Origin of the sequence: Pannonibacter sp. (assembly GCF_051860505.1) — a bacterium.
Classification (GTDB): Bacteria; Pseudomonadota; Alphaproteobacteria; order Rhizobiales; family Stappiaceae; genus Pannonibacter.
On record NZ_JBHYDX010000007.1, the window covers coordinates 74,323 to 91,957 of the forward strand.

21 protein-coding genes and 1 tRNA gene are annotated in these 17,635 nt (G+C 63.3%); 14 read left to right on the forward strand and 8 right to left on the reverse strand.

The genetic code is table 11. From position 1 onward, the window contains the following. Positions 1-17 precede the first annotated feature (17 nt). Positions 18-1,613: an ABC transporter substrate-binding protein gene (locus ACTIFE_RS06750; protein WP_439528400.1), complete on the reverse strand. Its 1,596-nt coding sequence runs from the start codon at positions 1,611-1,613 to the stop codon at positions 18-20. A gap of 48 nt (positions 1,614-1,661) precedes the next feature. Beyond that, positions 1,662-2,282: a helix-turn-helix domain-containing protein gene (locus ACTIFE_RS06755; protein WP_439528401.1), complete on the reverse strand. Its 621-nt coding sequence runs from the start codon at positions 2,280-2,282 to the stop codon at positions 1,662-1,664. Between the two features lie 127 nt (positions 2,283-2,409). Here ACTIFE_RS06755 and ACTIFE_RS06760 point away from each other — a divergent pair, with 127 nt between their 5' ends. From ACTIFE_RS06760 to ACTIFE_RS06775, 4 genes are read left to right on the forward strand one after another with little or no spacing between them, the layout of a single operon-like run. Next, positions 2,410-3,423 carry an ABC transporter permease gene (locus ACTIFE_RS06760; RefSeq protein WP_439528490.1) on the forward strand — a complete coding sequence of 338 codons (1,014 nt, stop codon included), beginning with the start codon at positions 2,410-2,412 and terminating at the stop codon, positions 3,421-3,423. After that, positions 3,420-4,322, forward strand: a complete 903-nt coding sequence (locus tag ACTIFE_RS06765; protein ID WP_268136455.1) for an ABC transporter permease — start codon at positions 3,420-3,422, stop codon at positions 4,320-4,322. The genes ACTIFE_RS06760 and ACTIFE_RS06765 overlap by 4 nt, the downstream gene beginning before the upstream one ends. Before the next feature lie 10 nt (positions 4,323-4,332). Beyond that, positions 4,333-5,169: an ABC transporter ATP-binding protein gene (locus tag ACTIFE_RS06770; RefSeq protein WP_439528402.1), complete on the forward strand. Its 837-nt coding sequence runs from the start codon at positions 4,333-4,335 to the stop codon at positions 5,167-5,169. Further along, positions 5,166-5,894, forward strand: coding sequence for an ABC transporter ATP-binding protein (locus ACTIFE_RS06775; protein ID WP_439528403.1), 729 nt, complete (start codon positions 5,166-5,168; stop codon positions 5,892-5,894). Before ACTIFE_RS06770 ends, ACTIFE_RS06775 begins: the two co-directional genes overlap by 4 nt. Positions 5,895-5,943: 49 nt before the next feature. On the opposite strand, the gene ACTIFE_RS06780 is transcribed toward ACTIFE_RS06775, so the two are convergent. The 3 genes from ACTIFE_RS06780 to ACTIFE_RS06790 all read right to left on the reverse strand — a co-directional run bounded on the left by ACTIFE_RS06780 (position 5,944) and on the right by ACTIFE_RS06790 (position 7,450). Next, entirely contained in the window at positions 5,944-6,228 is a 285-nt protein-coding gene (locus ACTIFE_RS06780) for a type II toxin-antitoxin system RelE/ParE family toxin (RefSeq protein ID WP_439528404.1), read from the reverse strand. Between the two features lie 58 nt (positions 6,229-6,286). Further along, a complete protein-coding gene (locus ACTIFE_RS06785; protein WP_439528491.1) occupies positions 6,287-6,544 on the reverse strand; it encodes a type II toxin-antitoxin system ParD family antitoxin in 258 nt (85 codons plus the stop codon). A gap of 180 nt (positions 6,545-6,724) precedes the next feature. After that, positions 6,725-7,450: an ArsR/SmtB family transcription factor gene (locus ACTIFE_RS06790; RefSeq protein WP_439528405.1), complete on the reverse strand. Its 726-nt coding sequence runs from the start codon at positions 7,448-7,450 to the stop codon at positions 6,725-6,727. Positions 7,451-7,537: 87 nt separating this feature from the next. Here ACTIFE_RS06790 and ACTIFE_RS06795 point away from each other — a divergent pair, with 87 nt between their 5' ends. Next, entirely contained in the window at positions 7,538-7,861 is a 324-nt protein-coding gene (locus ACTIFE_RS06795; protein ID WP_439528406.1) for an NIPSNAP family protein, read from the forward strand. Next, positions 7,858-8,220 (forward strand): antibiotic biosynthesis monooxygenase family protein, encoded by a 363-nt coding sequence (locus tag ACTIFE_RS06800; RefSeq protein WP_439528407.1) that lies wholly within the window; start codon positions 7,858-7,860, stop codon positions 8,218-8,220. Before ACTIFE_RS06795 ends, ACTIFE_RS06800 begins: the two co-directional genes overlap by 4 nt. 19 nt (positions 8,221-8,239) lie before the next feature. Here the strand turns inward: ACTIFE_RS06800 and ACTIFE_RS06805 are convergent, their stop codons facing one another. Further along, positions 8,240-9,013 (reverse strand): IclR family transcriptional regulator, encoded by a 774-nt coding sequence (locus tag ACTIFE_RS06805; RefSeq protein ID WP_439528408.1) that lies wholly within the window; start codon positions 9,011-9,013, stop codon positions 8,240-8,242. Between the two features lie 109 nt (positions 9,014-9,122). Here ACTIFE_RS06805 and ACTIFE_RS06810 point away from each other — a divergent pair, with 109 nt between their 5' ends. Then, positions 9,123-10,862, forward strand: coding sequence for a thiamine pyrophosphate-requiring protein (locus ACTIFE_RS06810; RefSeq protein WP_439528409.1), 1,740 nt, complete (start codon positions 9,123-9,125; stop codon positions 10,860-10,862). Positions 10,863-10,953: 91 nt separating this feature from the next. Here ACTIFE_RS06810 and ACTIFE_RS06815 read toward each other — a convergent pair whose 3' ends face one another. Then, positions 10,954-12,102, reverse strand: a complete 1,149-nt coding sequence (locus tag ACTIFE_RS06815; protein WP_439528410.1) for an AI-2E family transporter — start codon at positions 12,100-12,102, stop codon at positions 10,954-10,956. A 317-nt stretch (positions 12,103-12,419) separates the two neighbouring features. On the opposite strand from ACTIFE_RS06815, the gene ACTIFE_RS06820 reads away from it, so the two are divergent. The 7 genes from ACTIFE_RS06820 to ACTIFE_RS06850 all read left to right on the forward strand — a co-directional run bounded on the left by ACTIFE_RS06820 (position 12,420) and on the right by ACTIFE_RS06850 (position 16,856). After that, positions 12,420-13,250, forward strand: coding sequence for a bifunctional allantoicase/(S)-ureidoglycine aminohydrolase (locus ACTIFE_RS06820; protein ID WP_439528411.1), 831 nt, complete (start codon positions 12,420-12,422; stop codon positions 13,248-13,250). A gap of 3 nt (positions 13,251-13,253) precedes the next feature. Beyond that, positions 13,254-13,751, forward strand: a complete 498-nt coding sequence (locus tag ACTIFE_RS06825) for an ureidoglycolate lyase (protein ID WP_439528412.1) — start codon at positions 13,254-13,256, stop codon at positions 13,749-13,751. A gap of 357 nt (positions 13,752-14,108) precedes the next feature. Further along, complete coding sequence (locus ACTIFE_RS06830) at positions 14,109-14,348, forward strand: hypothetical protein (RefSeq protein WP_439528492.1); 240 nt, start codon at positions 14,109-14,111, stop codon at positions 14,346-14,348. A 201-nt stretch (positions 14,349-14,549) separates the two neighbouring features. Then, positions 14,550-14,640: transfer RNA gene (locus tag ACTIFE_RS06835), tRNA-Ser, on the forward strand. A gap of 134 nt (positions 14,641-14,774) precedes the next feature. Next, positions 14,775-15,218: a hypothetical protein gene (locus ACTIFE_RS06840; protein WP_439528413.1), complete on the forward strand. Its 444-nt coding sequence runs from the start codon at positions 14,775-14,777 to the stop codon at positions 15,216-15,218. A gap of 46 nt (positions 15,219-15,264) precedes the next feature. Continuing rightward, on the forward strand, positions 15,265-15,624 hold the full coding sequence (locus ACTIFE_RS06845; protein ID WP_439528414.1) for a YciI family protein: 360 nt from the start codon (positions 15,265-15,267) through the stop codon (positions 15,622-15,624). Further along, positions 15,621-16,856, forward strand: a complete 1,236-nt coding sequence (locus ACTIFE_RS06850) for an RNA polymerase sigma factor (RefSeq protein ID WP_439528415.1) — start codon at positions 15,621-15,623, stop codon at positions 16,854-16,856. The genes ACTIFE_RS06845 and ACTIFE_RS06850 overlap by 4 nt, the downstream gene beginning before the upstream one ends. Positions 16,857-17,187: 331 nt before the next feature. On the opposite strand, the gene ACTIFE_RS06855 is transcribed toward ACTIFE_RS06850, so the two are convergent. Then, positions 17,188-17,538 (reverse strand): winged helix-turn-helix transcriptional regulator, encoded by a 351-nt coding sequence (locus tag ACTIFE_RS06855; RefSeq protein WP_439528416.1) that lies wholly within the window; start codon positions 17,536-17,538, stop codon positions 17,188-17,190. Positions 17,539-17,635: the final 97 nt, after the last annotated feature.

The window sequence follows — 17,635 nt, forward strand, 5'->3', positions numbered from 1 at the left end:
TCGTCATGGGGCTGTGCTTAGTTTTTGGTGACGAGACGGTAGTAGACGAAGTCAGACGTGGCGCCGTTCACATATCCGGCAACCTTTTCGTTCATGGCGACCTGCTTGACCGCCTGGAACATGATGACGAACGGGGCTTCGGCCTGCATGGCCTGCTGCAGTTCGACATACATGAGCAGACGCTGTTCCGGCGACTTCTCGGTCAGCGCGGCCATGGTCTTCTCGTTGATTTCCTTCGGCGGCATGTAAGCGTTGCGCCACGTGGTCGTGGAAGCATACTTGTCGTCCGAGTTGTCAGCGTTGAAGGCGAAGGCCTTGGCGTTGGAATGCGGGTCCATGAAGTCCGGGCCCCAGTAGAGCAACATGCCCTGATGGGTGCGGGCACGGTACTTGGTGATCACCTGGGCACCGGTGCCCGGAATGATCTCGAAGTTGATACCGGCCGGAGCAAAGGACTGCTGCAGGGCCTGGGCAATATCCGTAAACGGGCTGGAGTTGATCACGTCGAGCTGGATCGTCAGCGGCAGGGTGACACCACCATCGGCGAGGATCTTCTTTGCCTTTTCCAGATCATAGGTGAAGGGCTTCTCTGTCAGCGCGCCCGGGAAGCCTTCCGGCCAGAACGCCTGATGCACCTTCATCTGGCCCTTCAGGAAGGTGTTGGCCATTCCGTCATAGTCGACGAGATAGCGGGCAGCTTCCCAAAGCGCCTTGTTGGTCAGGGCTTCGGTCTTCTGGTTGAAGGAGAACCAGTGCACGGCAGCCTGCGGATAGGTCTCGACCTTGATGCCCTGCTTCTCGACGAGGCCCGAGACCTGGTCCGGGGTCAGGTTCTTGGCCATATCGACGTCACCCGATTCCAGTAGAAGACGCTGGGTTGCAGCTTCGGCAACATGGCGGATGACGACCTGCTTCATGGCCGGCGCGCCGTCCCAGTAGTCCGGGTTGGCTTCGAGAGACAGAAGTTCCGACGGCTTGTAGCCGCGCAGCTTGAACGGGCCAGTGCCGGCCGAGTTCTTGTTCAGCCAGGCGTTGCCGAGGTCCCCGTTTTCCTCGTTTGCCATCACCGTCTCCATGTCGACGATGGATGCGACGCGGGCAGCAAGCACGTTGAGGACGAACAGCGGCGAGAAATCACCGGCGTAGCGCACCGTGATCTTGTTGCCGTCCACGGTCACCATCTGTTCGATGTTGTCCGGGGTCCAGCCGAGATTGGCCAGGATGAAGGCCGGGGCCTTGTTGAGCACCAGAACACGCTTCCAGGACCCGACCACGTCGGCACCGCGCAGCGGATTGCCGGAGTGGAACTTGACACCGTCACGCAGGGTGAAGGTGATGGTCTTGTTGTCGGCGTCGATCATCCAGTCGCTGGCCAGACCCGGCATCAGCTGGGTCGTGTCCGTTGCATCATAATGGACGAGCTGGTTGTAGACATTGACGACATATTCACCCGAGGAGAACTCGTAAGCGGTCGCCGGATCGATCGTGACGATGTCATCGATGTTCTGGGCGATGACGAGCGCTGTCGCCGGGGTCGCAGCCTGCACGGGAAGCGCTGTGAGCGCCGTCAGGGACAACAGACCGGCAGCAAGTGCGGTTCTGAACAATTTCATGGTCCACTCCTGATAGAAGGCAGGTTTCTTGGCCGCAGGTTTTCCCCGCTACGGCTGGTCGGGGGTTCGGCCAATGAGGCGCGGCGCATTACCCGTCCATAACAGACGGACCGGCCGGTCACCGACGTTGGCGAAGGAATGGGGCGTGTCGCCCATGAAGTGAAAACTGTCACCGGCGTTGAGGGTGAACATGGCTTCGCCGAGGGTCTGGCGCAGCGTCCCTTCTAGAACGAAGATCAGCTCTTCGCCGGTGTGTGCCGTCAGTTCCGATGCATAGCCGACGGGGATATGCACGATGACGGAGGACAACATGCCGCCCGGCAGCACCGTATTCAGTCTTTCGTAGGACAAAGAGCCGTCAACGAGAGAGAAAAACTCCCTTTCGCCTGCCCTTGTGACACTATCAGCTGGCTTGGGCGTGGCGACGAACCAGTCGATCTCAACGCCAAGCGCATCGGCGATGGCCGCCAGCGTCCCAAGGGAGGGGGTTGCCTTGCCGCGTTCAACCTGACTGAGGAAACCAACCGAGATGCCCGCCTGATCCGCGAGATGCTGCAAGGTCAGGTCGCCCTTCCGGCGCAGATCCCGGATGCGACCACCAAAATGCGTCGGGGTTCCGACCGTCGGTGCGGTCTGGATGTCCTCGGCATCCTTCAGGGCATTGGTCATGGGCGCCTCCAAAATTTCTTTGACGCTAGTAAAAAAATTTTGGTAAGTCAAAAGAAGTTTAACTGGCAAGGAAAACTACGTGAGCAACGCCACCCTGATCGGCAGCCGGGGCGCAGCGGCCGCCCTTCTGGCCCGCCTGACGCCCATCCTGTGGTTCTTCGTGACGATTGCCCTCACGTTCCTGGGCCTCCTTGCGATCACCTTCGTCATCGGCCGCGTGGTGCCGATCGATCCGGTCCTGGCCGTGGTCGGCGACCGTGCGCCGAAGGAAGTCTATGACGCCGCCCGGCTTCAGATGGGGCTCGATGATCCGCTGATCGTCCAGTTCGCCCACTATGTCGGCGATGTGGTTCAAGGCAACCTCGGCAAGGCGGTGATGACCTCCAATCCGGTGGTTGAGGATCTGGCCCGCGTCTTCCCGGCAACCCTTGAAATGGCAACGCTTGGCATCATCATCGGCGTTGCCGTCGGCGTGCCGCTTGGGGTATGGGCCGCCGCCCGCCAGGGCAGCATCATCGACCAGATCATCCGCGTCATTGGTCTGGCCGGCTATGCGATCCCTGCGTTCTGGCTCGGCCTTGTCGGACTGGTGCTGTTCTACGCCCAGCTCAAATGGGTCGGCGGCCCCGGCCGCATCGACATCTTCCTTGACGGGATGGTGACGCCGCACACAGGCCTGCTGCTGGTCGACAGCCTGATCGACGGCGACATGGACAGCTTCAGGAGTGCCTTCTCCCACATCATCCTGCCGTCGACGATCCTCGGCTTCTTCGCGCTGGCCTATATCGCCCGCATGACCCGCTCGTTCATGCTGGAGCAGCTGGGGCAGGAGTTCATCACCACCGCCCGGGTCAAGGGCGCGCCGGAATGGGTCGTCATCTGGCGCCATGCCTTCCGGCCGATCCGGGTGCAGCTCATCACCGTGATCGGCCTGTCCTATGCCGGCCTTCTCGAAGGCTCGGTGATGATCGAGACCGTGTTCTCCTGGCCCGGTATTGGCAACTACCTCACCAACGCGCTCCTCAACGCAGACATGAATGCGGTGCTGGGCGCGACGCTGGTGATCGGCGCCGTCTTCATCTGCATCAACAAGCTGTCTGATGCGCTGTATCTTCTCCTGGATCCGAGGGCCCGCGCATGAGCTCGACCCGCGACTGGCTGCTGGACGAAACGCCAGCCACCCGCCTGCAGGCCCAGCTGGGCCAGGGCTACCGCACCCTGCGCGCCCTGCTGCGCAATCCGCTCACCGTCGTCGGGCTGGTGATCATCATCGCCCTGCTGCTGACGGCCGCCTTTGCCCCGTGGATCGCGCCCTACAATCCGATCGAGGGCCAGTTGACCGCGCGCCTGCTGCCGCCGTCGGCCGAGCACTGGATGGGCACCGACGAACTTGGCCGCGACATCTTTAGCCGCGTCATCTATGGCGCACGCATCACGCTGTTCATCGTGTTGCTGGTGGCCGTCATCTCCGCCCCGCTCGGGCTGGTCATCGGCGCGATCTCTGGCTATTTCGGTGGCGCGGTCGACCGGATCATGATGGGCATCACCGACATCTTCCTGTCGATGCCCCGCCTGATCCTGGCGCTCGCCTTTGTCGCTGCGCTCGGACCCGGCATCGAAAACGCCGTCATCGCCATCGCCATCACCGCCTGGCCGGTCTATGCGCGCCTTGCCCGCGCCGAGACACTGACCGTGCGCAAGGCCGAGTTCATCGCCGCCGTGCGGATGCAAGGGGCCAGCCACGGCCGCATCATCCTGCGCCACATCCTGCCGCTGTGCATGTCCTCCACCATCGTCCGGGTTACGCTGGACATGGCCGGCATCATCCTGACGGCTGCCGGCCTCGGCTTCCTGGGTCTCGGCGCCCAGCCGCCACTGCCCGAATGGGGCGCAATGATCTCGCGCGGCCGCGCCTTCATCCTGGACCAGTGGTGGGTCGCCACCATGCCGGGCTTTGCCATCGTCATCGTCAGCCTCGGCTTCTGCCTCTTCGGCGATGGCCTGCGCGACGTGCTTGATCCGCGTCAGCGGTCGAAGTGAGGGACCAGTCATGAGCACGCTTCTCGAGGTGCAGAACCTCAAGGTCCGCTTCCCGACCGAACGGGGTGAGGTCGAGGTGGTCAAGGGCATCAGCTTCTCGCTCGGCCGCGAACGTCTCGGCATCGTGGGCGAATCCGGTTCCGGCAAGTCCATGACCGGCCGCGCCCTCATGGGCCTGATCGGCAAGCCCGGCCGGGTCACCGCCGACCGGATGATGTTCGACGGCCTTGACCTCACCAGAACCGACGAGGCCGGGTACCGGCGCCTGCGCGGTGCGCGCATGTCGATGGTGATGCAGGATCCGAAATTCTCGCTGAACCCGGTGATGCGCATCGGCGAGCAGATCGGCGAGGCACTGTCCTTCCACACCCGCATCAGCGCCAAGGCCCGCAAGGCCAAGGTGCTTGAAGCGCTGGAAGCCGTGCGCATCAATGATCCGGAGCGCGTCTACAACCTCTATCCGCATGAAGTGTCGGGCGGCATGGGCCAGCGCGTGATGATTGCCATGATGGTGATTCTCGAGCCGGACCTGATGATCGCCGACGAGCCAACCTCGGCGCTGGATGTCTCCGTCCGGGCCCAGGTGCTGGAAATCATGGATGATCTCGTCCGCCGCCGTGGCATGGGGCTGATGCTGATCAGCCACGACCTCAACATGGTCTCGCACTGGTGCGACCGGATCCTCGTCATGTTCAACGGCGAGATCGTCGAGGAATGCGCCGCCGGCAAGTTGAACGAGGCCAAGCACCCCTACACGCAAGGGCTGGTCGCCTCCCTGCCCCGCCTCAACGAGACCCGCGAGCGCCTGCCGGTGCTTGACCGCGCCGCGCTGGAGAAACTGGCATGATCGACGTCGACAGCCTGAGTGTCTTTTATGGCTCGACCACCGTCGTCAAGGACGTGAGCTTCTCCGTGGCCACGGGTGAGAGCTTCGCGCTCGTCGGCGAATCCGGTTCGGGCAAATCCACGATCCTGAAGGCTCTGGCCGGACAGGTGGACAGCTGGTCCGGCACCCTCGCGCTTGGCAACATGCCGCTCGGCCACAAGCGCACCAAGGCGATGATGCGCCACGTGCAGATGGTGTTCCAGGATCCCTATGGGTCGCTGCATCCGCGCAAGACCGTCGATGACGCCCTGACCGAGCCGCTTGCCATCCATGGGATCGGCGCAAAGGACGAACGCGTCCTGTCGATGCTCGATGCGGTGGGACTGGCGCGCAAGTTCCGCTTCCGCCTGCCGCACCAGCTCTCCGGCGGCCAGCGCCAGCGCGTCGCCATCGCCCGCGCGCTGATGCTGGAGCCGGAACTGCTGCTGCTCGACGAGCCGACCTCGGCACTCGACGTGTCGGTGCAAGCAGAGATCCTGAACCTGCTGAAGTCGCTCCGCGAGGAGCGCGGCCTCACCTATCTGCTCGTCACCCATGATCTGCCGGTGGTCTCGTTCCTCTGCGACCGGCTGGGCGTGCTGCGGCATGGCAAGCTGGAAGAAGTCGCCCCCGTCTCGGCGTTGAAGGCCGGCGCGCTGACGAGTGACTACGGCCGCGAGCTGGTGGAGCGCAGTCAGGTTTTCTAAGTCCTGCCAAGGGTGGCGTCCCGGCCATCACCGGAGCCATCCTGCAGTTTCAAAAGTCCTTGTCGTTCTTTAGCGACCGAATGTTGGCCAGGCGTCGCGGCAGGTCAGAGCGACCGTGCAGGAAATCGATGATGGTCACCTGCTCGGCGTCCTCGACGAAGACAACAAAATGCTGGCCTGCGCGTGCAAAGCGAAGGGCCTCAGGCAAGTCCGGGGCGATGAGCCGGCGACAGTCGTGAGAGACGGCAGTCCCGGCAGCGATCTCGCGACACACCGCGATCAGGTCTTCCTCATGGCTGCGGCTTGCCGTGGTCCAAAAGTCTCGACTGTCCATCTTGCGATGTCCGTCAGGGACACTTCGGCCGCACGCGTCAGTCGCCATGACCTAGGCATCAGGCTGCGTCGTGCGCGGCCGCAAAGGCGCGGCGGATTGCGTCCTCGCCAGAGCCCTCGGCCAGATCACCGCGCCGGGCCTGCTCAAGGCTTGTCGTCAGGCGGCGGCGCAAATCGCCAAGCTCAGCCTCTTCTCGTTCCAGCAACCGCAGCCCAGCCCTAAGCGCCTCAGACGCGTTCTGGTAGCAACCCGACGCGACCAGGCGGTCGACGAGTTCGGATGGACCATCTGTGAGAACGAGGTTTCGCGTCACCATGAGCACCTCTCTGGGATCATTGGCAATATATGCCAATGGCCTTCTCCTGTCGATTGAGCCGCAAAGTGGCGTCCCGCCAATGCTACGTCTGCATTGGCAAAGTCGGTAAGTTGCACAGAGTGCAAAATATGCGGTCTGGGAGGACCAGTGCGGGACGGACATCCGAATTGATGCCGTCGCTCAGGGGGCTGATGCCTTGCTCACGGCGGAATTTTCCGGGCGGCCTATGTCGGTCAGAAATGCCGCAAAGGCGCGGTCACCGGCAGCGGAAAACGCCAGCACACGGGTGGCCTCCGCGCGGCGAGCCCAACCGAGTTCCTCGATCCGGGCAAGCAACGCCCGCCCAAGGCTGCCGGCAAGGTGCGTGCGGCGTTCGCTCCAGTCCAGACACGCGCGGCAAACCGGGGCGCGGGCACGCGTCAGGCCGTCCATATCTATGCCGAAACCACGGATCCGCGCAGCGCCATGTTCGGTCAGCGTCAGATCATCGCCGGCCACAGTAATATGACCTGCGCCAATCAGGGCGTCGTAAAGCTGTGTTCCGGCTTCACCGGCCAGATGGTTGTAGCAAACCCTTGCCCGGCGCAGGGCAGGATCGCGCGGGCCGGGGCGGCTGCGCAAATGCCCCGACACAGTGGCCAGGGCCATCAGTCCTTCAAGCACTTGGGCGACGTCGCCGCTTGCCAACGCAAAGTACCGGTGTCTCCCCTGCCTGCGCTGCGTAAGCAGGCCACTGTCTTGCAGTTTTGCAAGATGCGCACTGGCAGTTTGCGGAGTGACGCCAGCTTCCTCGGCCAGTTCCGAGGCCGTCAACGCCTTGCCGGTCATCAGGGCCGTCAGAATGTTGGCTCTCGCCGGATCGCCGATCAGCGCGGCGACCCTGGCAATGTCGGGACCTTCCTTCATGATGCCCTCCTTTCACACTTCGATCTTGAACGAAGCATTGCAGGCACGCAATAGGCTACCACAAGGCCATCAAAACTGGAGTTTGCCATGCTGACCTGCATCATCCGCTATCACATAGACCCCACAAAAAAGGCCCAGTTCCAGGACTACGCCCGCAACTGGGGCCAGGCGATCCCGCGCTGCGGTGCGGACCTGATTGGCTACTACGCGCCGCACGAAGGCTCATCGACGCTCGCCTATGGCATCTACAATATCGAAAGCATGGCCGCCTATGAGGCCTATCGCGCGCGACTAGCGAATGATCCCTTGGGGCGCGAGAACTATGAATTTGCCATGCGCGAGAAGTTCCTGCTGCGCGAAGACCGGACCTGGCTGAAGCTGGCATCCGCACCGCACGGTGCCAAGGAATGATCGCTGTGATCTTCGAGGTCGAGCCGGCAGAGGGACGACTACAGGACTATCTGGATGTTGCCGCCCGGATGCGCCCGATGGTGGAAGAAGTCGAGGGTTTCCTGTCCGTCGAGCGCTTCCAGAGCCTGACCAATCCGGACAAGATCCTATCCCTGTCCTTCTTTGCAGACGAGGAGGCTGTATCCCGCTGGCGGGGCCTCTCCGCCCACCGGGGTGCACAGACGAAAGGGCGGGCCGGCGTCTTCCGCGACTATCGCCTGCGGATTGCGACGGTGGTGCGCGACTATGGCATGTTCGACCGTGACCAGGCTCCTTCCGACAGCCGAGAGGCGCATGAGGAGATGACGAAGTCCTGCTAACGCAGCGCCTGCGCCAATGCTACGCCTGTATTGGCGCAGGCGGCCCGTAGAGCGCGGCCTCAAGCTCTGCTGCGGCCTGCCGGAGCGCGGCAAGGATTTCGGCCTGTGCGCCGCCGAGGCGCCCTGAGGGGCCAAAGATGGACAGGCCCGTGACCATGCGCCCCGTTCGGCTGCGGACGGGGACCGCGAGGGCAAACAGCCCCTCCTCCCGCTCGCCGCGATTGAGCGCAAAACCCTGCTTGCGGATGACAGCGATATCCTGCCGCAGGCGCTGTTCATCGGTGACCGTCGCTGCGGTAAAGCGCTGACGGGCATGGCCGGCGAAATAGCGGTCAAGCTCCGTCTCGCCAAGATGGGCCAGCCAGAGCTTGCCATGGGCGGTGCACCAGGCCTCCAGCTCCACCCCGACCCGGACATCGACCGCCAGCGCCCGGCGCGGCTGCGCCTTGGCGATGCAGGTGACTTTCGCCCCGTTGAAACTGGTTGCCATGGAGCCCTCCCCCAGGCGGTCGGTGAGACCGTTCAGCAGGGGCTGGGCCAGACGCGCCAGCATCTGCGCGTCGCGGACCCGGTCGCCCAGATCGGCAAACAGGAAACTCAATCGGTAATGCCCCCGGCTTTCGGCAACGAGCGCGCCGACCTGTTCCAGCGTGCGCAGGAACCTATGCGCGGTGACGCCGTTCAGATCCAGATCCCGCGCCAGATCCGCCGCCGTGATCACCGGGCGCTCCGGCGAAAACAGATGCAGGATCTCGAAGGCCTTCACGACCGAACCGTTGATCTGAGGTGCCATGACCGCTGTCCAATCCTGCAAAATTCGCGAGCCGATTGACCTGCATAGGTTTAACATTCAATAATAGATATCTAAATTTCAATTATAGCAATAAATACGAGATGGCAAGATGCTGACGAGCAAGAGCGCGCAGAACAGGACCGAGGACAGCGGCGAAAGCCTGACGGCGGGCGGGGCCTTGCTGGTGCGGCTGAAGGCACTGGGGGTCGACTATATCTTCGCCAATTCGGGCACAGATTTTCCGCCGATTATCGAGGGCCTGGCGGAAGCCGAGGCCAAGGAAATCGACCTGCCGCAGGGCCTCGTGATCCCGCATGAGGCCGCGGCGATGGCCATGGCACATGGCTATTATCTGGCGACCGGCCGCACCCAGGCGGTGATGGCGCACACAAATGTGGGCCTTGCCAACTGCGCCATCGGCGCCATCAATGCCGCCGCCGAGCACATTCCCGTGCTGCTGTTTTCCGGCCGCACGCCGACCACCGAAAAGGGCCGTTTCGGCGCCCGTACCGTGCCGATTGGCTGGGGCCAGGAAATGCACGACCAGACCGCCCTGGTGCGCGAGGCCTGCAAATGGGACTACGAACTGCGTTTCCCCGAACAGGTGAGCGAGATCGTCGACCGGGCCAAGGCGATTGCCGAGACGGCGCCGCGCGGCCCGGTCTACATCAGCCTGCCACGCGAGATCCTGTGCGAGCCCTGCGACCGTGCCGGCCTGGAAGCCCCGGCCCTGATGCGCGCGCCGGCGCAAGGCATCGACGCCGACGCCTTTGACACGGCCGCCGGGCTGATTGCCAATGCCAAGAACCCGGTGATCTTTGCACAGCGCGGCACCGGTGGGGTTGCGGGCTATCAGGCGCTTGCGCGGCTTGCGACAGACTGGGGCATTCCGGTCTGCCAATACTGGGCCGTGCGCCTCGCCCTGTCGCTGGACCATCCGATGGCCGCCGGTGCCGATCCTGCCCCGCTGCTGGCCGAGGCGGATGTGATCCTTGTCCTCGACAGCCTGGCGCCCTGGTCGCCGGACATTCACAAGCTGAAGCCGGGCGCCAAAGTGATCCAGCTCGGTCAGGATCCGCTCTACAGCCGCTTCCCGGTGCGCAACTTCCCTTGCGATCTGGCGCTGGCCTGTGATGTGGAGCCGGGTCTTCTGGCGCTGGAAGCCAGGCTGGCAGACCGGCTTGAGGGCCACAAGCCCGAGGCTGAGGCCCGGTTCGACAGGTGGAGCCGCCGCAATGGCGAGCAGCGCCGCGCCGTCATCGCCCGTGCCGAGGCCGGTGGGCAGGACCCGATGACCAAGGAGTTTGTCAGCCTGACCCTGTCACGGGCGCTGGCTGGGCGAGACGCTGCGGTCCTGTCGGAACTGGGCTGTCCGCTCGCGCCCATGTCGCTGGACCATCCCAAGGCGTGGTACCAGGAGCCGCATTCCGGCGGGCTTGGCTGGAGTTTTCCGGCAGCGCTCGGCATGAAACTCGGCAACCGCGAGAGGACCGTCGTCGCCACCATGGGCGACGGCTCCTACATGTTCTCCAACCCGGTCGCCTGTCATCAGATTGCCGAAGCGCTGGAACTGCCAGTGCTGGTGCTGATCGTCAACAATGCGGAATGGGGCGCGGTGCGCCAGTCGGTGCTGGGGCTTTATCCCGGCGGTCATGCGGCGCGGTCCAACCGGATGCCGCTGACGCAGCTGTCACCCGTGCCGGATTTCGTCAAGGTCGCCGAAGCGAGCCGGGCTTTCGCCCGCAAGGTCGAACATGCCGCCGATCTGGAGCCGGCGATCCGCGCTGCGCTGCATCATATGGAGACGACCGGGACGATGGCCTTGCTGGATGTCCGCGTCCGGCCGTAAGGCGGTCAAGGACCGGCAATGTCGGGGATCGAGGGCGCGGCGCTTTCCCGGGCCGCCCTTCACAGAAGACTTGAAAGAAAAGGCGCAAGCCTCAAGGAATTCGGTTTGTTTCGATCTGGGAACGGATCTTGGCAGCTTCAATCTCGCGCTGCCATTCCCGCCACATGGCGACGACCAGCGCCATCAGCACGGGGCCGATGAACAGACCGACGATGCCCATGGTCTTGACCCCGCCGATGAGGCCGAAAAAGGTCGGCAGGAACGGCAGTTTGACCGGGCCGCCGACAAGCACGGGACGAACCGTCTTGTCGACAATGAAAAGTTCGATCGTGCCCCACAGGAACAGGGCAATCCCGGCAAAGGCCGAACCGCTGGCGACCAGATAGATCGACACCAGGGTGAAGCAGAGCGGCGCACCGCCCGGAATGAGCGCCATGAACCCGGTGATGACCCCGAGCGTCACCGGCGACGGCACGCCCGCAATGGCATAGGCAACCCCGAGGATAATGCCTTCACCGATGGCAATCAGCGTCATGCCGGTGACGGTGGAACTGATGGTGGTCGGCACCACGCGCGACAGTCGGTCCCAGCGCTCCGGCAGGATGCGCTGGCCGACGCGGTCGATCTGGGCCGCGATCTTCTCGCCGTCCCGGTAGAAGATGAAAAGCGCGATCAGCATGAAGATCAGCGTCAGCGCCAGATGGAACACCAGCGTGCCGGCGGTCAGGATGCCGCGATAGATGGAGCCGAAATTTGCGCCGGAAATGATCTGCACCAGCTCGCTGATGGCACCGGGATGGCCGATATGCTTGTCCCACTGCACCGTCAGCCAGTCACCGACGCGCGGCAGCGCGGCAATCCAGGCTGGAACGGGCGCCCCGTTCTGATTGGTGGCAAAGGCCCAGTCGATCCAGATCTGCAGCTCGGCAAAGGCATAGAGCATCGCGTACATGATCGGCAGCACGATGAAGCCGATGATCAGCAGGACCATCAGCGAGGCAACACCGATGCGGCCAACCGGCAGCATGCGCTCAATGCGCGTCAGAAGCGGCCAACTGGCAAAGGCGATGATCGTCGCCGCCAGAACGGGCACGATGAAGCCATGGAAGAACCAGGCGGAAGCGGCCAGGATGATCAGCAGCAGCCAGCGAGCAGCGGCATGGTCCGTAATCAGCGGACGGCGCGGTCGAACCACCGCCACCTCGGTTTCAGCGGCGTTTTCCGTGACCTTCTGTTCCATAGATGAACCCTGATACTGGCCTCTTGGAACCAGCGCCTCGCCGGTCCCGCGCTCTTCCTAGCAGACTGCGGCGCAAATTGCCCCCCGGTGGTGTCGGAATCATGACGCAATAGCGAGAAAAATGCCAAGGAACTGAATGATCTGTGACCTTCCACCGAGATGTGGCTGAAGTTATGCAGGACCGCTCCGGAGATCAGCAGATACGGCCATGTGGACTGGTTGCTTTCCATGCGGACAGCGGCCCAAAAACAGGTAATCTGACACGCAGACTGCCCGGCCCTGCGTCGGCCCCTCATCCGGAAATCCTTCTGATCGCCATGACCGAATACTTCGCCCCTACCGGCGGCCTGCCGCCCCAGACCGCCCTGCACACCGGCCGTGCCGTCTTCACCGAAAGCTATGCGGTGATCCCGCGCGGGGTGTTCTCCGACATCGTCACCTCCTACTTGCCCGGCTGGGCCGGTCTGCGCTGCTGGATCATTGCCCGTCCCATGACCGGCTTTTCCGAGACCTTCAGCCAGTATGTCATGGAACTGCAGCCCGGCGGCGGCGCCGAGGCGCCCGAGCCGGACTCCAAGGCCGAAGGCGTGATTTTTCTGACCCATGGCAGCCTGACACTGGTGCTCGAAGGGGCCCGGCACGAACTGGCGCCCGGCGGTTACGCCTATCTTCCCCCGGACAGCGGCTGGAAACTCTACAACGAGGGGACGGAACCGGCCCGCTTTCACTGGGTGCGCAAGCGCTATGAGGAGGCTGCCGGCATCGATCGCCCGACCGCCTTCATCACCAATGAAATGGATATCGCCCCCACACCGATGCCCGGCACGAATGGCGCCTGGGCAACAACCCGCTTTGTCGATCCGGCGGACCTGCGGCACGACATGCATGTCAACATCGTCACCTTCCAGCCGGGCGGGCTTATTCCCTTCGAGGAAACCCACATCATGGAACACGGGCTCTATGTGCTGGAAGGCAAGGCGGTGTATCGGCTGAACCGGGACTGGGTGGAGGTGGAGGCCGGTGACTTCATGTGGCTGCGCGCCTTCTGTCCGCAGGCCTGTTACGCCGGAGGACCAGGACGGTTCCGCTACTTGCTCTACAAGGACGTCAACCGCCATGCCCGCCTCGGCGGCGTGTTCGGACGCTGACTGATGCGGCAGGTTACGGCCCAGCCCCTCACGGCTGAAGCGTTCTCTCCTTATGGCGATGTCCTGGACACGACAGGCGATCCGGACCGGCTTATCAACCAGGGCCTGTGCGGGCGCTACCACGACCGCGCCCAGCTCGATTTCGGCGCGGACGGCCGCGCCGGGATCTCCCTGTTCAAGGCTGAGCCGCGGGCCCTGCCCTACCAGCTCGACATGGTCGAACGCCATCCGGACGGCAGCCAGGCCTTCATCCCGATGAGCCTGACGTCCTTTCTTGTGATTGTCGCACCCGACAACAACGGTGAACCGAACACGCCGCTCGCCTTCCTCACAAGGCCCGGCCAGGCGATCAACCTGCACCGCGGCACCTGGCATGGCGTCCTCACGCCTCTTGACGCTCCCGGCCTCTATGCGGTGGTCGACCGGATCGGCTCAAGCCCGAACCTGCAGGAACACTGGTTCGAGACGCCTTATGTCGTCCTGAGGCCGGAACCAGCGTGAAAATGCCCTCCGGGCCGCCGCACAGCGCCAGCCCTGGTCTATGCGATTTGGCGAGACATCGGATCGTGGTTAGGAAAGGGTGACCGAAATCAAATGCATTCGAGCCAAGGCACATTGACCGGACAGAGTTTTCAGCGCTGTCTTGCTTACTGATCCGTCAATTTCATTGACCATTAAACTCTTGTTTGAATTACATTAAGTTAGACTTTTAACGAGCTTTTCAACCCGTGAGGCGAGTATTTCCTCAAGAAGCGCGGCACAACTTAAGCAAAAGCGTTTCGGGAAAGCAGGTTGTAGGGACCTGCAAGTCAAACGGGGAGAGCTGACATGGCTCGTTTTGAAATGCACTCGGCCGACATGGCCATCATGGGGGAAGCCCCCGCCACTGCCGATATCCTGTTCCAGATGGGCCTGGACAGCGCCTGCGGACGCTCTGGCCGCGCCGATCTCGTCGCCGCGCACAAGTGGTTCAACCTCGCTGCCATGAAGGGCAACCAGGAAGCTGCCCGCTACCGCAAGGAAATCTCGGTCGAAATGTCCGCCGCCGACATCGCCGAAGCCCAGCGCACCGCCCGCGAATGGCTGCAGCTGCATTGATTGCGCCGGAGAGCCGCGCCCGGGGCGCAGGTATCCACGCAACTCCATTCAATTGCTGCCGGCGCTGACGCTCCACACCCGTCCGCCGGCAGCCAGCACCCGACTTTCTTTCGTCAGCGCGTCACAAAACACCACTGATCCACAGGCAAGACCCGCAAAGCGCTTGCAATCGGCGTCAGTTCAAGTATCAGGGGCGCGACTGGAGAGGTGGCCGAGTGGTCGAAGGCGCTCCCCTGCTAAGGGAGTAGACGTCAAAAGCGTCTCGTGGGTTCGAATCCCATCCTCTCCTCCATAGAATCGCCCCTGAAATTCAACTTCATGGGTTGCTAGCAAGTTTTCTTGTCGGCTTGTCGAAATCGACGGTCCTCGCGTGTCATCCCTTCAGAAGCCTCCAACCCGGACGCTTCATGAGCACAGGAGGCACACATGTCCGCTCTTTCTTCAACATCGACTCCCCCCCGCGCGCCGTATCGGTTCACAGTTGCTGCCTTGGGCGGCATCGCATGGAATATTTTCGGCGCCATTCAGTTCGCTGGCTCTGTCAACGCGACCGAGGCCAGCCTGATCGCCTCGGGACTGACGGCTGATCAAGCCGCTGTGATGACCGGCTACCCGGCCTGGATGACCGCAGCCTTCGCTGTCGGAGTTTTCGGTGGGCTTGCGGGCAGCATCCTTCTACTATTGCGCAGGTCCGCGGCCGCACAGGTGCTTCTGGTGTCGCTGCTGGCCTATGTCGCTCTCTGGATCGGCGATGCGGTGCATGGCGTCTTCGCTGCGATGGGCGCGCCGCAGGTCGTCATCCTGACACTGGTCGTGGCCATCGCGGCGGGGCTTCTGGTGCTGAGCCGTCACCCGGCCGCAAAGGCCTGATCGTTCACCTGAAATCCATGCTAACAAGCCGCGAGGAGACTTCGACATGCAATTCATGCTGATTCTGAATGAAACCTCCGAGGACTTTGCGCAACGCAATCATCCTGACCAGGCGCAGACCTATTGGGGCGGTTGGAACGCCTTCATCGGCGCCATGGCGCAGGCCGGGGTGATCGTGAAGGGGGACGGCCTCATGGGCCCCCACGCCGCCACCACCTTGCGTCTGCGTGACGGCAAGCGCGTGGTCGAGGACGGCCCCTTTGCCGACACCAAAGAGCAACTGGGCGGCTATTTTGTGATCGAGGTGCCCGACCTTGACGCGGCGCTCGACTGGGCGGCGCGGGCCCCCTCGGCCCGGACGGCGTCGGTCGAGGTGCGCCCGATCCTGCCCATGCCGACCGCGTGACGACCCGAAGTGAAGAGGCCTTGCGGGCGGCCGAATGGATCGCCCGCGAAAGCTATGGCAAGCTGGTCGCAATCCTAGCCGCGCAGGATCGCGACATCGCTGCCGCCGAGGATGCGCTGGCCGATGCGCTGGCTGCGGCACTGCGGACGTGGTCGGTTCAGGGCGTGCCTGCGAACCCGGAAGGGTGGCTAGTGACTGCGGCGCGCAATCTGCGAAGGAACGTCGCCCGTGGCGCCGCCGTCCGGGCACGGGCCGAACCTGAAATCCTGCGACGCCTCGACGAAGCGCAGGACCAGCCCATGCCATCGCCGCTTTCGGACGCGCGGCTACGCCTGATGTTCGTCTGCGCCCACCCCGCCATCGACCCGGTGGCCCGCACGCCCCTGATCCTGCAGACCGTGCTGGGGATCGAGGCGGCACGGATCGCGCGCGCCTTTTTGGTCTCGCCGGCGACGCTGTCGCAGCGGTTGGTCCGGGCCAAGGCGCGTATCCGCGATGCTGGCCTATCCTTCTCCCTGCCCGAGGCTGAGGACCTCGCCCCCCGACTGGAGGCCGTGCTCGATGCGATCTATGCCGCCTTCGGCGCTGGCTGGGACGGGCTTGATACCCTTGACGACCCCGAAGCGCTCACCGGCGAGGTGATCTGGCTCGCCCGACTCTTGGTTGCGCTGTTGCCACAGGAACCCGAGCCAAAGGGCTTGCTGGCGCTGATGCTCTATTGCGCGGCCCGGCGCGGCGCAAGGCGTGATGCGCAGGGTCGCTTCGTGCCGTTGGACCGGCAAGATGCCCGACTTTGGGACCGCACGATGGTGATCGAGGCCGAAACGCTGCTGACGGAGGCCGCTCGCATCGGCCGATTCGGCCGTTTCCAGTGCGAAGCCGCGATCCAGTCCGTGCATGTCCAGAGACCGATCACGGGTCAGTTAAACATGTCCGCGCTGCAGACGCTCTACGATTTGCTCGTGGAACAGACAGGTAGTCTGGGCGCGCAGATTGGCCGCGCCGTCGTGCTGGCCGAAAGAGGCGACCCTGCTGCGGCTGCGGCCGTGCTGGACGCACTGCCGGCCGACCGCGTGGCCCGGCACCAGCCCTGGTGGGTCGCCCGCGCCCGTGTTGCGGCACTGGCCGGAAACCCGGCGCTGCAAAGGGAGTGTCTGCGCCACGCTATCGACGTTACGGAGGACACGGCGATGCGTGATTTCCTTGAAGATCAATACCTTGCCTTGAACTGACGCAGGAGAAGGTTCGACCGCAGGCCCGCGCGCTCCTCCATCCCCCTTCGACGCTACCTTAGAGTAATGCCGCAAGCGTCTGAAAAATGGCGTCTTTCCCGCCATTCGTCGGGTCCAGCTGGCTTCATTTCAGGCCGCTGACGTCATAGCTGGCATCTTTTTGGCACCAGACCAGCCGTTTGTGGGCACGTTTGAAGTGCCCCCCACGCACCAGCACACAGATCATAGTGGCAAATTCACCTGCTTCATTGCCGGCGAATATGATCCCAGCAAACCTGGTGCTGACACCCTGACCGCCAAGCCCCGTTGCTTCTGCTTGTTCAGGCCCGCATCACGGTTCCGGCGGGATCGTCGAGGTGGCCATTTCCTCGCGCAGAGCCGCCCAGGAGAGCAGCGCATCCAGCGCCGGGCACAACGCCTGCCCCCAGTCTGTCAGGCAGTATTCGACCTTCGGCGGCACCTGGTGGTGCACAATCCGGCGAACAATGCCATCGCGCTCCAACTGACGAAGCTGCTGGATCAGCATCTTCTGCGAAACGCTCGGGATCGCCCGCTCAAGGTCGGAGAAGCGCAAGGTGTTGCCGCCGAAAAGGTGAAACAGGATGATCAGTTTCCACCGGCCTTCGAGAAGTTTCAGAATATTTTCAACACCTTCAGCCGCTGTTTCTCGGGTGTGCGTCATGGGCTTACCTTTTGGTGTGTGCCTTACTTTTTCGTGCGTTCTTGTCATATCGGCAAGTTAAGATGATCTTTGCCGGAGGACAAATCAAATCGGAGAC

What these genes read in the sequence shown, in the direction of transcription:
- ACTIFE_RS06820 (WP_439528411.1), top strand. Translation starts at nt 12,420, where the DNA reads ATGACCGAATACTTCGCCCCTACCGGCGGCCTGCCGCCCCAGACCGCC.
- ACTIFE_RS06775 (WP_439528403.1), top strand. Translation starts at nt 5,166, where the DNA reads ATGATCGACGTCGACAGCCTGAGTGTCTTTTATGGCTCGACCACCGTC.
- ACTIFE_RS06825 (WP_439528412.1), top strand. Translation starts at nt 13,254, where the DNA reads ATGCGGCAGGTTACGGCCCAGCCCCTCACGGCTGAAGCGTTCTCTCCT.
- ACTIFE_RS06805 (WP_439528408.1), bottom strand. Translation starts at nt 9,013, where the DNA reads ATGGCACCTCAGATCAACGGTTCGGTCGTGAAGGCCTTCGAGATCCTG.
- ACTIFE_RS06765 (WP_268136455.1), top strand. Translation starts at nt 3,420, where the DNA reads ATGAGCTCGACCCGCGACTGGCTGCTGGACGAAACGCCAGCCACCCGC.
- ACTIFE_RS06750 (WP_439528400.1), bottom strand. Translation starts at nt 1,613, where the DNA reads ATGAAATTGTTCAGAACCGCACTTGCTGCCGGTCTGTTGTCCCTGACG.
- ACTIFE_RS06855 (WP_439528416.1), bottom strand. Translation starts at nt 17,538, where the DNA reads ATGACGCACACCCGAGAAACAGCGGCTGAAGGTGTTGAAAATATTCTG.
- ACTIFE_RS06780 (WP_439528404.1), bottom strand. Translation starts at nt 6,228, where the DNA reads ATGGACAGTCGAGACTTTTGGACCACGGCAAGCCGCAGCCATGAGGAA.
- ACTIFE_RS06785 (WP_439528491.1), bottom strand. Translation starts at nt 6,544, where the DNA reads ATGGTGACGCGAAACCTCGTTCTCACAGATGGTCCATCCGAACTCGTC.
- ACTIFE_RS06795 (WP_439528406.1), top strand. Translation starts at nt 7,538, where the DNA reads ATGCTGACCTGCATCATCCGCTATCACATAGACCCCACAAAAAAGGCC.
- ACTIFE_RS06755 (WP_439528401.1), bottom strand. Translation starts at nt 2,282, where the DNA reads ATGACCAATGCCCTGAAGGATGCCGAGGACATCCAGACCGCACCGACG.
- ACTIFE_RS06845 (WP_439528414.1), top strand. Translation starts at nt 15,265, where the DNA reads ATGCAATTCATGCTGATTCTGAATGAAACCTCCGAGGACTTTGCGCAA.
- ACTIFE_RS06790 (WP_439528405.1), bottom strand. Translation starts at nt 7,450, where the DNA reads ATGAAGGAAGGTCCCGACATTGCCAGGGTCGCCGCGCTGATCGGCGAT.
- ACTIFE_RS06840 (WP_439528413.1), top strand. Translation starts at nt 14,775, where the DNA reads ATGTCCGCTCTTTCTTCAACATCGACTCCCCCCCGCGCGCCGTATCGG.
- ACTIFE_RS06800 (WP_439528407.1), top strand. Translation starts at nt 7,858, where the DNA reads ATGATCGCTGTGATCTTCGAGGTCGAGCCGGCAGAGGGACGACTACAG.
- ACTIFE_RS06830 (WP_439528492.1), top strand. Translation starts at nt 14,109, where the DNA reads ATGGCCATCATGGGGGAAGCCCCCGCCACTGCCGATATCCTGTTCCAG.
- ACTIFE_RS06770 (WP_439528402.1), top strand. Translation starts at nt 4,333, where the DNA reads ATGAGCACGCTTCTCGAGGTGCAGAACCTCAAGGTCCGCTTCCCGACC.
- ACTIFE_RS06810 (WP_439528409.1), top strand. Translation starts at nt 9,123, where the DNA reads ATGCTGACGAGCAAGAGCGCGCAGAACAGGACCGAGGACAGCGGCGAA.
- ACTIFE_RS06815 (WP_439528410.1), bottom strand. Translation starts at nt 12,102, where the DNA reads ATGGAACAGAAGGTCACGGAAAACGCCGCTGAAACCGAGGTGGCGGTG.